A 13,033-nucleotide genomic window follows, 5' to 3' on the forward strand; every position below is an offset into this window, starting at 1 on the left:
TATTTATGAGCGGTTTAGTTTTTTAAAACAGAGAGGAAATTCCAGAATTCCCGGAATTTTTCCCGGATTGAATCCACGCCGCCGGCCAATTTTGCCAATTTCTCAAACCTTTTACATTATCCGGGCTCATTTCCAAGTTTAAGATTTCCAGGCCTTCTTCAGGTTTCCATGTCACTAATGGATCATCTCCTAAAAACAGAACATGCCTTATTATAAATAACATAATAGGAAGCTTAGAATTAAGCATTACTTCTGAAATTTTCAGCAAAAATGCTTCCCTGCTTTCACAGCTTTAAATATCAATTCCAAAGGATATTCTATTTTTGCAGCATGGAAAACCGAAAACTTAAAAACAGCGAACTGGAGAGAAAATCTGTTGAAGAATTTAAAGAAGCTCCTAAAACGCCAATTATCGTGGTGCTGGACAACATCAGGAGCCTCAATAATATTGGTTCTGTATTCAGGACGGCCGATGCTTTTTTGATTCAGAAAATTTATCTCTGCGGAATCACCGCCCGGCCGCCGCATAAGGATATTCAGAAAACCGCTTTGGGCGCTACAGAAACCGTAGCCTGGGAATATGCTGAAAATACTCTTGATGTAGTAAAGCGCCTCCAGGAAAACGCGGTAAAAGTATTTTCTATTGAACAGGCTGAAGGCGCCATTATGCTGAATGATTTTAATCCCGGGAAAGGGGAGACCTGTGCCGTGGTCTTTGGAAATGAGGTAAAAGGCGTACAGCAGGAGGTGGTTTCTGCCAGTGATGGCATTATAGAAATCCCGCAGCTGGGCAGTAAACATTCCCTAAATATTGCCGTAAGCACAGGTGTGATATTATGGGATCTCTTTGTGAAAATCGCAGCTGCTTCTTATATACGTTCATCTCCCTCGCATTAAAAGGCTTACCGTTTCCAGCCTCATACCGGATGCAGCCTTTCATTAGGCTAACTCTGGAATTTAAATCCTGCTTCTTTCAATTCGCTGCATCCATAAACTCATACTTCTTCTCTCAGCAGTAATTCCTTTACAATTTTCTGCTGAAATAATCATGCACTTCATCGATTAATTTTGTATTTAAACGAATTATAGACTTTCTTTGTGCCTGTAAGCTGCGGAATTTCAGAAGACTGGATTTGCCCTTCCGCATTTTACAGCCCAAAACTTAACCTATTCATGTTTGTATGAAACCACTGTACCTGTTATTTGGTATTTTGACTATTGTTAACTTTACTGCATGTACTCCTCAGTTTCAAAGTGAAATGGAAGAAGCTATTCGCCAGGCAGAAAACACCTACTTCATTAGCCCGTATGGAAATGATTCCAATACCGGCCACTCTCCTGAAGATGCCTGGAAATCTATAGAAAAATTGAACAGCATAGACTTACAACCAGGGAGTGTAGTGCTTTTTGAGGGCGGGGAGGAATTTGAGGGCAGCATTATTTTAGACTACAAAGACGCGAATGATCCTTCTAATCCCATTCAAATCACCGCATACGGCCAGGGCAGGGCCATGATAAAAGCAGGTAAAGATTTTGGCCTGAATGCCTATAATACGAGTGGTGTTTTAATTGATAATCTTATCTTCCAGGGTAGCGGAATGTACACCAATTCTCATTCAGGCATCCAGTTTTATAACGACCTTAACGGCGATGTTAAACTGGGCAGGATAGAGGTTACCAACTGTGAGGTGTTTGGGTTCCGGAATTTTGGGATTGTGATAGGTGCTTATAACGGCAATGCCGGGTTTAAAGATGTAATTATTGAAAATAATAAAGTACATGATATTCTGGATGTAGGAATCTCTTCTTACGGTTATTTTTCTGCCAGCAAAAGCGGGTATGCCCACTCCAATATAAATGTTAGAAATTGCGAGGTCTACAATATTCCCGGCTATGATAAACCAAAGCATTCCGGAAACGGGATTGTACTGGCAGATGTCCAGCATTCGGTTATAGAATACAGTACTGTTTATAACTGTGGCAGCGGGAACACCAGCTGCGGCGGGCCTGTAGGAATATGGTACTGGGATGCAGACCAGGTGACCATCCAGCATTGTGAAGCTTATAAAATTAGCTCTGGCACAGGATGTGACGGAGGCGGCTTCGATTTGGATGGTGGGGTTACCAACGGAATTATGCAGTACAATTACTCTCACGACAATGACGGGGGCGGGTACCTGGTAGGCCAGTTTAACGGCGCCCGCCCGATGAAAAATATAATCGTGAGATACAACATTAGCCAAAATGATGCTGCCACCAATGGGGGTAGTACCTATCTCTTTAACGGGGGCTCCTCTGCCGGTATGCGGGATATTTATATTTACAACAACACCTTCTATATCGCCGAACAAAGCCATAACACCGAGGTTGCAGCCATTAAATTTAACAGCTGGAAACCAATCAAGGAAAATGTGCAAATAATGAACAATATCCTTTACACCAGTGGCAGTGCTTCCCTTGTAAGCATTCCCGGCGGTTATTCAGCTAAATTCCAGGGCAACCTTTATTATGCTGAAGACCAATACAGCATAAAATACCAGGGAAATAGTTATCATTCTCTTGAAGAATTCCGCAACACAGGAAATGAACTAGAAGATGGCCAGCCCACTGGGCAACAGGCAGATCCCTACCTGGTTAATCCTGGCGCGGGCCGTGTAATAGGTTTTGGAAACCAGCTTACCTCTTTAAACGCCTACAAATTAGAATCGGGTTCCCCCGCAATAAACGCGGGAGTAAAATTGCCTGTAGATGAAGGAAGTTATGACTTCTTTGGAAACAGCCTGATACAGAACGATGGAGAAGATATTGGTGCATACACCCATTTTGAAGCAGGAAAAGTAGCCAGCAGGTAAACAAATCACAGGCCAGGTTTATCGAGTAATTGTTTCATCTATTTCCTTCAGCAAAACAAGATAATCCTTGCGGTTGTTCACAAAATCCTTGTCTGAAATATCGATGATCTGCACCTTCATTCCAGTTTGAGATTTAATAAAGCTGAGATAAGACTGGTTGATTTCCATCAAATATTCCGCCTGAATATTTTGCTCATAATCCCGGCCACGTTTTTTAATATTTTCCAGCAGCCTTGCGGTATTCTGGTACAAATAAATATACAATTCTGGTTTCACCAGTTCTTTGTACATTAAATGAAAGAGTTTATGGTAAAGCAAATATTCATCTTCCTGAAGGGTGATTTTGGCAAAGATCAGCGATTTAAAAACATCGTAATCTGAAATTACAAAGTCTTTAAATAAATCGTACTGCGCCAGGTCATCAGAGAGTTGCTGGTAGCGGTCTGCCAGAAAAGACATTTCCAAAGGAAAAGCGTAGCGCTCTTTGTTTTCATAAAATTTAGGCAAAAAGGGGTTGTCCTTAAAGCGTTCCAGGATGAGCCGGGCATTAAAATCCTGGGAAACCATCGTGGAAAAACTGGTTTTACCCGCGCCTATATTTCCTTCTACCGCGATATAATTACAATTTGTAAATTTAAAGGGCTGCTGCGGTACTTTTAAATTCTCTTCAATTCGCTGTATTTCTGAAGAATCCCCTGTTTCTTTTAGAAGCTGGGCAATTGTTTTGTGTAAAACCGGGTGCATTTCTCTGGCCGCGATATCCTGTAGCGGCTGTAAAACGAACTTCCTATTTTGTATTTCGGGATGTGGGACTCTAAGATCTTCGGTTTCTATAACCTCATCTTCAAAAAGCAAAATATCAAGGTCTAGTGTGCGATTTTGGTAATTTTTGGACTGGCTCCGGTTACGGCCCATCCTCTTTTCAATTTGCAGCAACTTCAGCAGCACTTCTTCCGCAGGAAACCTGGTAGAGACAGAAACACAGGCGTTTAAGAATTCGTTCCCCTCAAAACCTAATGCAGGCGTTTTATAAATTGCCGAAATTTTTAAAATATTGCCCACTTCTTCATAAAGCAGGTTTATGGCATTTTGTAAAATAACAAATCGTTCGCCAACATTGCTTCCCAGCGCAATATGTACTATTTTAGGGGGATTCAACTTAAAGAAAATTTATAGGACAGGTGAAAAATTTCACAGCAAATTAAGCAAAACAAAATCACATACCCTTAATTTTGCCCCAAGTCTTTAAAAAAATAATTTGGCACAACTTAATCTTAAAGACCAATTCGCTGCACAAAGGATTTATTTAATTCTTGCCGCTTTGTTCATCGCTTCCCTTGTAGTTTCCAACCTGATATTTCAAAAATTCTTTTACTGGGATTTTTTTGGGATCTACACTTTTGAAATTTCTGTGGGAATTTTGCCCTACCCGGTTACTTTTTTAATTACAGACATGGTAAGCGAAATTTATGGAAAACGCAAGGCCAACCAGGTGGTGACTGCCGGTATATTTGCCTCCTTCTTTTCCCTGCTTATTGTTTTTACGGCAGATGCCGCTCCGGCTACCGCATGGTCTCCCGTTGGAAACGATTTGTTTAAAACGGTATTTGGCGCCACGGCAATAGCTGTTTTGGCTTCTATGATGGCCTACCTGCTCGCGCAGTATATAGACATTCAGTTATTCCATTTCTGGAAAAAACTCACTAAAGGCAAACATCTTTGGATAAGGAATAATTTTTCTACTTTCCTGTCCCAGTTTGTAGATACTTTTTCGGTCTTGTTTTTGCTCTGTAGTTTTCATAAAATTGAATGGGAACGTTTTGGCGCGTTATTGCTTAGCGGATTTTTATTTAAAGTAATTGTCGCCGTTATGGATACGCCCTTTTTATATCTTGCCGTATATGCCATGCGCAGAAGGTTTGGATTGCAGGAAGGGGAAGAAATACAACCAGAAGTTTCCAATGAAGATTTAAATACTGTATATGATGAAAAAAGCGCTTAAAATAGTGGGAATATTTGTGTTGGTGGTGCTTGTCATTTTAATAGCTGCACCACTTGTTTTTGAAACGCAAATTGAAAATTTTGTAAAAAAAACCATCAATAACAATGTAAATGCCCGGGTGGAATTTTCGGATATCGACCTTAGCCTTTTCCGCAGCTTTCCTCAGGCTACTGTAGTCCTTAGCGACGTTAGCGTGATTAATAATGCCCCTTTTGAAGGGGATACCCTGGCTTTAGGCGAAGAAGTGCTGCTGGAAATGTCCATTAAAGAATTATTTAAAGGAAGTGATGAGCCAAAAAGCATAGACGAATTCCGCCTCAACAATGCCTTTGTTAATATAAAAGTAGATTCCCTTGGGAATGCCAATTACGATATTGCCATAGAAAATACTACCGCCGCGGCTTCAACAGATACTGCCTCTACAGGTTTTAGTTTAGATTTGGAGCACTACGAGATCAATAACTCAAGGCTTAAATACCTGGATGAGGGCGCAAAAATTTTTCTTGACATTGAAGATTTAAACCACCAGGGAACAGGAGATTTTTCCCTGGACCAAAGCAAACTGGATACTGAGACAAGCGCATTGGTGAGTTTTGAGCTGGACAGCGTTAATTATTTAAGCCGAAATAAGGTAGCCCTGGATGCCGTAATCCAGATGGACCTTGAGGAAATGAAATACACGTTCCTGGAAAATGAAGCGCTTATTAATCAGCTGCCGCTTACTTTTAATGGCTATGTAGATGTAAATGAAGATAACAATGAAGTAAACCTTTCTTTTAAAACGCCTTCTTCAGACTTTAAAAATTTCCTGCAGGTAATTCCTGAAGCCTACGCCAAAAATATTGAAGATGTGCGGACCAGCGGGGATTTTATTGTTGATGGAAAAATAAATGGAGTTATAGATGAAGATCATATCCCAATGATGAACATCATGGTAAGTTCCGGCAATGCTTCTTTTAAATACGCGGATTTGCCAAAAGCCGTACAGGACATTAACCTTGATCTTAAGGTGATAAATGAAACAGGCCTGGTAGACGATACCTATATCACTTTTAACAATGTAACCTTCCGTATAGATGAAGACCGTTTTGCCGCCAACGGAAGCGTACGGAACCTGATGGAGAATATGCTGATAAACATGACAGTAGACGGCACTATAAACCTTGCCAATATTGAACAGGCTTATCCCCTGGATATGGACCTTGACCTGAACGGTATCCTTACTGCAGACCTTACCACCAGCTTTGACATGAATTCTATTGAAAAAGAGCAATATCAAAATGTGAATTCCAAAGGAACCGCCAGTATTAAGAATTTCAGGTATAAGTCGCCGGAAATCCCCAATGAGGTACAGATAGCCAATGCACAAATGAATTTTAACCAGGGTACTGTTCGCGTGCCTGAATTAAAACTTACCACAGGCCAGACCGATATCACTGCTTCCGGGAATATCCAGAATTTGATGGGCTTTTTATTTACAGACCAGGTTTTAAAGGGAAATTTTCAAGTAAATTCCAACACCTTCGCCATTAGTGATTTTAAGGTTGCTGAAACGGAAGAATCTCCCGTTGAAGACAATCAGGACACTTCAGAAGAAAAACCAGTAACTACAGGGGAAGAGGCTATAAAAATTCCTTCTTTCCTGGATGTGGAACTTGGCTTTAAGGCAAACCGTGTTTTGTACGACGATCTGGAACTGCGCAATGCCACAGGAACACTTATCCTAAGGGATGAAACGGCCACTTTGCAAAATGTGACCACTAACATTTTTGGCGGAAGTATTGCCCTTAACGGAAATGTTTCTACTAAAAATCCAACGCCAGCTTTCCAAATGGATCTTAATTTGAATAAGCTGAACATCGCACAGTCCTTCAACCAGATGGATTTATTGCAGGGCCTCGCTCCTATTGCCAATGCCCTGGAAGGAGAACTACAAACAAACCTTAACCTGCAGGGAAATCTTAATAACGATTTTACACCAGATCTTTCTACCCTTGCCGGCACCGCTATAGCACAGATTTTAACTGCAAAGGTAGATCCCTCAAAAATGCCCTTGCTGGCAAGGCTGAACGAGCAACTTCCTTTTATAGATTTGAATAATATTAATCTGGATAACCTTAAAACCAATCTAACCTTCGATAACGGAATGGTAGAAATAGAACCTTTTAATTTTGATGTAAAAGGGGTGAATGTGCAGGTAGGCGGTAGCCATGGATTTGATATGAATATGAATTATAATGTTAAACTGGATGTGCCGGCGAGCTATCTTGGTAGTGAAGTGGGAGGGGCACTTGGGCAATTGAGCGGTGAGAACATTAATAATATGATGGTGGCCTTGCCTATAGATTTAACCGGCAGTTTTTCGAATCCGCAAATCAACCTTAATATGCAGCAGGCAATTGCCAACCTAACCCAAAAAGTTGCTCAAAATCAAAAAGAAAAACTGCAGCAAAAAGGAATAGATGCCATTAATGATATTCTTACCGGAAAGAGAGATCCTAAAAAGCCATTTTCAAAGGATTCTACTTCCGTAAAAACAGATTCCACCACTAATCCGGCTGCCACAAAGAAGGACAGTATTTCTAAAACCCAGCAGGACCAGGTTCAAAATGCGGCTAAGAAAATCCTTGGGGGAATTCTTAAAAACACGCAAACAAGGAAAAAAGATACTACTGGAAATTAGAAGTTGGAGGTTGGAAGTTGGAGGTTAGAGGTTAGAGGTTAGAGGTTAGAGGTTAGAAGTTAGAAGTTAGAAGTTAGAAGTTCAATATACATTTAAAAAACCCTCAAAGGCTTCAAAAACCTGTAAGGTGTAACCAAAGTAAATTGTATTTAAATATAGGAGATTATAACCAGCCTGGTTTCTACTAAAGGAGGTTTTTTGGTTTAAGCAGGACAAGATATCCTATCTTATGAACCGATTAACCTTCAGCCGGTGCATTTTTTAATCCCGGCTGATATTCTTTTTCAGCCTGTTTTTTATTTTCCCGCTTCAGCTTCCGTAGAAATACAGGAAGCATTCCCAGGATAAAAAAACCTGATGCTGTCGCCAGCAATACCGGAAGTTGGGCAATGCTTTCTCCTATGGTAAATATTCCTAAGATGAGAATAATAGAAAAAGGAAAGGAAAGTGCGAGAATATTGATGGCCAGGGGACCCGAAAAAGTATGAACCTTGTTTTTCTCCTTTTGTTCCCTGGCGCCAACCGCAGCAATATGCGCAAACGGCCAGAAACTACAGGCACTCATAGAAAAAGCCAGCACGATCAGCCGGTCGTTTCCCAGGCTGATGTTTCCAAAGTATATAAACAGGGAACTTATAAAAATCAGCGCTCCTGCCCTTAAAAGCAAGAGGCTGAAGATCTTCCCGAACTCACCTTTTTTTATGGAAACCGCAAGCCCTATAAAAAGAAGCACCAGCGGGGTCATTAATAAACTCAATCGCTCCAGGGTTTCAGATAAAACAAAAGGTAAATTTTCAGGTTTAAAGCCTATCCCAAGAAGCAATAATGCCCCGAGGATAAATAGGTTTACCGGTTCAGAAACAAGAACTTTTAGAAGATCTTTGATCTTAGCTGAATTCATCCTGGAATTTTTCCCGTGTACCTTATAAAACCAGTTCATAGCGACCACATATAAGAGAATCAGTACAAATATTTTGTTTCCAAGATCTGCCATTGCGGCTTTGGCAAGAGCGCCATCTCCCAAGTATTCCAGGATAAATGGAAACGAAGACAGACCGGGTGCCAGGGAAGGTACAAGCAAAGCAGCAGTACGATATTCTGCCGTTTGCTTTTTAATTCCGCATAGGGGAAGGAGGTATGGGAAAAGGAAAAACAATAAAAGGTTTAAAGCAAGCGCAAAAAAAGGCAACAGAAAAAAATCTGCTTTTAACTCTACGTTCAGCAAGGCGATAAAAATTGTCGCAGGGAGCGCCAGGTTTAGAATTATTTTCTTAATCCCGGAGGTTTCCTCTTTGCTTCGGAATTTTACCTTCAGCAGAAGCCCTATTCCTATAAAAAGTAAAAAAATAAATGTTTTCTGTAGACTTGCATCCATAGAACCTTATTAAGATTACACCAGAATTTCGTCCAATGCATCGGTGAATAACTTCATTTCTTCCATTTTGCCCATGCTCACCCTGCACCAGTCCTGGTTCCAGAATTTAAAAGCCCTCACCGCCATTTCCCGGTCATAAACCTGGTTTAGGAAATCGTCTCCTGCCATTTCCAGTGGAAAGATCACAAAATTGGTTTGGGATGGCATATAGGCAATATTCCTGCTGTCCAGATATCCGGTAAAATAATTACGGGCTTCAATAAGCCTGGACCTGCAGGAATCCAGGAATTCCACATCATCCATCCCCGCTGAAGCTGCCGCTATACTTGGCCCGGTGATACCCATTCCACCACGCGTAATTTCATTAATGCCGTCCAGGGTTTCCTTTTTCCCAAGCATATAGCCTATGCGCAGGCCGGCCATCCCGTATATTTTAGAAAAGGTTCTTGAGACCAGGACGCTTTCATTCTCGGCCACCAAAGGGGCCATGCTGTTTGCCATACCAGCATCGGAAAGCTCGATGTAAGCCTCATCAATAAAAACAGGCACTTTCCTGGAAACCCACCGGCAGAAATCCTTTAGCTTCTGCGTATCTGTGATGGTGGCAGTGGGATTATTGGGATTAGTGATATAAACGAGCCGGGTTTCAGCATCTATGGCTTCTTCCATTGCATCCAGGTCATGCTGATAATCGGGAGTAAGTTTTATGCTTTTCCAGCTTCCGCCGGCAGCTTTGGCCACAGAAACCAGGGACATATAGCTGGGATCTGCACTCACCACATTCCCGCCATGCTGAAAAAACACAAGGGCGGTCTTTTCCAAAAGGTCTGATGAACCGGGCCCCATCATTACCTGCCCGGGCTCCACCCCTTCTTTTGCTGCAATTTTATCTGATAATTTTCCCAGGCTTTGCCAGCTATAATGATTTCCTTTCCAAACTTCTTCCTGGAAAACTTCTGCCGCTTTTTTGGAAGGCCCGTGTGGATTTTCATTCCACATTAACCTGGCTTTTAAAGAATCCAGGTCTGGAAACCTTGGAGGAGTATATTCATTAAAAGAAGGATTATGAAAAAGAAATTTGCTATTGGTATTAAGGGCATTTTCCACCCGATTAGACCATACTACCTGTGGTGCCACTGCCACTGCTCCCAAAGATAAAAGGCTCTTTTTAATCCAGTCCCTGCGGCTGTTAGTTGAAGTTTCCATAGTTGGTTTTGATTTTCTTAGGTTATAAACTTATTGAGAAAATCCTGGAAAACCTATGCTAAAAAACTAAAAATGAAAGGGTTAATTTATTAAAAAGAAAAAAATAAAGCCGGTTTATTTTAAAACCGGCAATGTCAAAAAAGGTAGTTCGCCTGGCAGCTTCAAAATTTATGATAACCTCCATCGGCTTAATTTTCATCAAAAAAACCTCCAGGCTTATTTCTGCCAGGAGGTTTTTAAAATTCAGGTGTAAAAATCACGCTCAGGTTACCTTAATTTCAACCACGTAACCTTCATGGGCCCGCACATTAAAGGCGGTACCATCTTCAAAAATAAGGTATTGCCCTTTTATGCCTTTCAGCACTCCTTCATAAAAGGGAGTTTTCTTTAGGGCCAGGGTTTTTATTTTTTTCGGAAATTCTAAAACAGGGAAGGCGATTTCGGTTTCTTTATTATTGGCCAGGAAATAGGGCTGTGCTTCCTCGGGAATATACTCCTTTAGCTTATCCCTTTCTTCAGCTAAATTTAAATCCAATACCTCGTTGGTTAACATTTTGCGCCAGTTGGTTTTGTCTGAAACATGATCTTTAAGCGCCACTTCAGTAATACCCGCAAGATAGCGGTTAGGCACTTCCACAATTTCTATGGCCTCATGAGCCCCCTGATCTATCCAGCGGGTAAGGCTCTGGCTGGAACGGGTAACTCCAACTTTTACGTTGCTGGAATTTGCCAGGTACACAATGTGGGGCTGTAACTGAGATTTTTTTTCAAAATCCAGATCCCGGTCTTCCTGGCCCAGATGCGCCTTGCTGAGTTCCGGCCGCATAATCCAGTCTCCTGCCTGTGGGATACTACTCCAGCAATCGTAGCAAAACCCGGTACGGAAAACCTTCTTTTGCATCCCGCAATGAAGACATTGAAATTTGAGAAAATTAATGCTGATCTTTTTATTGAGCAGCTGGTTCATATTCAAAAAATCTGCTTCAAAAACCAGGTAGTACTGTACGGTATTGGTAAGCTCCGTCTTCATTTTAGTAAGCACTCCTTCGTACCTCATAAAAATTGATTAAATTTAGTTGAAACGATTTTTTTGCCGGCTTCAAAGTTTAGATTATTTTTAGCCGCACAACCTAATTGCCTCATACATTAATGGGCGTAAAGATAAAAATAAATAATGCCAATTCCGCTAGTAAATTCGATTGCTTCCTGGTTTTTGAAAAAGAGAATCCACCAAATGGAACTGTTTATGAAGTATCCGGGAGAAGTTCAAAATGAGCTTCTAAGAAATCTTATTGCCAAGGCAAAAAACACGGAAATTGGGCGGCAGTATGATTTTGAATCCATATCAAATTATGAAACATTTGCGGAACGGCTTCCGGTAAAAAAATATGAAGATTATGAAGCCTGCATTGAACGAAGCAGGCGCGGTGAAACCAATATTTTCTGGCCCACCCCAATAAAGTGGTTTGCCAAATCCAGCGGCACCACCAATGCAAAAAGTAAATTTATCCCGGTTAGTGACGATTCCCTGGAAGATTGCCATTTTTCAGCGGGAAAAGATATGTTGTGCATGTACCTGAACAACAATCCGCAGTCTCAGATGTTCACCGGCAAAAGTTTGCGTCTGGGCGGCAGCAAAGAGATTTACCGGGATAACGGCACCGCTTACGGCGATTTATCTGCTATTCTCATTGATAATATGCCTTTTTGGGCAGAGTTTAGCAGCACTCCCAGTAATGAGGTTTCCCTTATGCACGACTGGGAAATAAAAATGCAGGCCATTGTAGATGAAACCATAAATGAAAAGGTCACCAGCCTTGCCGGCGTTCCCAGCTGGATGCTGGTTTTGCTGAATAATGTGCTGGAAACCACTGGTAAGGGAAATTTATTTGAAGTATGGCCGCACCTGGAAGTGTATTTTCATGGTGGAGTGAGCTTTAATCCTTATGCCCCGCAGTACCAGAAGATCCTTCCCAAGGAAGATTTCAGGTTCTATGAAATTTATAATGCCAGTGAAGGCTTTTTTGCCTGCCAGGACCAGAATGATTCTAAAGATCTTTTGCTTATGCTGGATTACGGGATTTTTTATGAATTTATCCCCATGGGCACCTACAATACTCCCGATGAAAAGGTAATCCCATTAAACGAGGTGGAAATTGATGAAAATTATGCCGTGGTAATCACCACCAATGCCGGACTTTGGCGCTATAAAATTGGGGATACGGTAAGATTCACATCCAAAAATCCATACCGGATAAGGGTTTCAGGTAGGACCAAACATCATATAAACGTATTTGGAGAAGAACTGATTATTGAAAACGCTGAAGAGGCGCTTAAAAAGGTTTCCCTGGTCACCAATTGTGAAATAAAAGACTATACCGTTGGCCCTGTTTTTATGGAAGGCAGAACAAAAGGTTCACACGAATGGATTGTGGAATTTAAAACGCCGCCCCGGGATTTTGACAATTTTATAATCCAGCTGGACAAATCTCTCCAGGAAATTAACAGTGACTACGAAGCCAAGCGTTATAACAACATGACTTTAAATATGCCAAAAATTCACACCGCCAGGGAAAACCTGTTTTATGACTGGCTAAAGAAAAATGACAAACTGGGCGGGCAACACAAAATTCCCCGGCTTTCCAATTCCAGGAGATATCTGGAAGAGCTACTGGAAATGATGTAAAACAGCAATAACAAAAGAAGCTGTCTCATTAATTTGAGGCAGCTTTTTTCATTATTAGTTCTTAACTTTTGATTATCTGGAGGTTTTTTATTATTTTTAAGTACTGATAATCAGATAAATGAGCCATAAATTTAAGATCTATAACCAACAGCAAAACTGGCTTTTTCCTCCTTCCATTGAAGAATTAATTCCACAAGACCATCCGGTGAGGATCGTCAATGGAGTGATT

9 protein-coding genes are annotated in these 13,033 nt (G+C 41.1%); 5 read left to right on the forward strand and 4 right to left on the reverse strand.

The window, feature by feature from the left end:
• The first annotated feature begins 330 nt into the window (after positions 1-330).
• Together AB8M93_RS08680 and AB8M93_RS08685 are read left to right on the forward strand one after the other, a co-directional pair.
• Positions 331-897 carry an RNA methyltransferase gene (locus AB8M93_RS08680; protein WP_373057172.1) on the forward strand — a complete coding sequence of 189 codons (567 nt, stop codon included), beginning with the start codon at positions 331-333 and terminating at the stop codon, positions 895-897.
• Positions 898-1,181: 284 nt separating this feature from the next.
• Positions 1,182-2,852: a hypothetical protein gene (locus AB8M93_RS08685; RefSeq protein WP_373057173.1), complete on the forward strand. Its 1,671-nt coding sequence runs from the start codon at positions 1,182-1,184 to the stop codon at positions 2,850-2,852.
• An 18-nt stretch (positions 2,853-2,870) separates the two neighbouring features.
• Here the strand turns inward: AB8M93_RS08685 and folK are convergent, their stop codons facing one another.
• Positions 2,871-4,010 (reverse strand): 2-amino-4-hydroxy-6-hydroxymethyldihydropteridine diphosphokinase, encoded by a 1,140-nt coding sequence (gene folK, locus AB8M93_RS08690; RefSeq protein WP_373057174.1) that lies wholly within the window; start codon positions 4,008-4,010, stop codon positions 2,871-2,873.
• A gap of 100 nt (positions 4,011-4,110) precedes the next feature.
• Here folK and AB8M93_RS08695 point away from each other — a divergent pair, with 100 nt between their 5' ends.
• Together AB8M93_RS08695 and AB8M93_RS08700 are read left to right on the forward strand one after the other, a co-directional pair.
• Positions 4,111-4,854 carry a queuosine precursor transporter gene (locus tag AB8M93_RS08695; protein WP_373057175.1) on the forward strand — a complete coding sequence of 248 codons (744 nt, stop codon included), beginning with the start codon at positions 4,111-4,113 and terminating at the stop codon, positions 4,852-4,854.
• Positions 4,835-7,537 carry an AsmA family protein gene (locus AB8M93_RS08700; RefSeq protein ID WP_373057176.1) on the forward strand — a complete coding sequence of 901 codons (2,703 nt, stop codon included), beginning with the start codon at positions 4,835-4,837 and terminating at the stop codon, positions 7,535-7,537. The genes AB8M93_RS08695 and AB8M93_RS08700 overlap by 20 nt, the downstream gene beginning before the upstream one ends.
• Positions 7,538-7,775: 238 nt before the next feature.
• On the opposite strand, the gene AB8M93_RS08705 is transcribed toward AB8M93_RS08700, so the two are convergent.
• From AB8M93_RS08705 to AB8M93_RS08715, 3 genes are all read right to left on the reverse strand, one after another.
• Complete coding sequence (locus tag AB8M93_RS08705; RefSeq protein ID WP_373057177.1) at positions 7,776-8,912, reverse strand: AEC family transporter; 1,137 nt, start codon at positions 8,910-8,912, stop codon at positions 7,776-7,778.
• Between the two features lie 15 nt (positions 8,913-8,927).
• Complete coding sequence (locus tag AB8M93_RS08710) at positions 8,928-10,118, reverse strand: pyridoxal phosphate-dependent aminotransferase (protein WP_373057178.1); 1,191 nt, start codon at positions 10,116-10,118, stop codon at positions 8,928-8,930.
• Between the two features lie 262 nt (positions 10,119-10,380).
• Positions 10,381-11,175: a DUF2797 domain-containing protein gene (locus tag AB8M93_RS08715; RefSeq protein WP_373057179.1), complete on the reverse strand. Its 795-nt coding sequence runs from the start codon at positions 11,173-11,175 to the stop codon at positions 10,381-10,383.
• A gap of 117 nt (positions 11,176-11,292) precedes the next feature.
• Here AB8M93_RS08715 and AB8M93_RS08720 point away from each other — a divergent pair, with 117 nt between their 5' ends.
• Positions 11,293-12,804 (forward strand): GH3 auxin-responsive promoter family protein, encoded by a 1,512-nt coding sequence (locus tag AB8M93_RS08720; RefSeq protein ID WP_373057181.1) that lies wholly within the window; start codon positions 11,293-11,295, stop codon positions 12,802-12,804.
• The last annotated feature ends 229 nt before the right edge of the window (positions 12,805-13,033 follow it).

Origin of the sequence: Autumnicola aciditolerans, from assembly GCF_041679265.1 — a bacterium.
Lineage (GTDB): Bacteria > Bacteroidota > Bacteroidia > Flavobacteriales > Flavobacteriaceae > Autumnicola.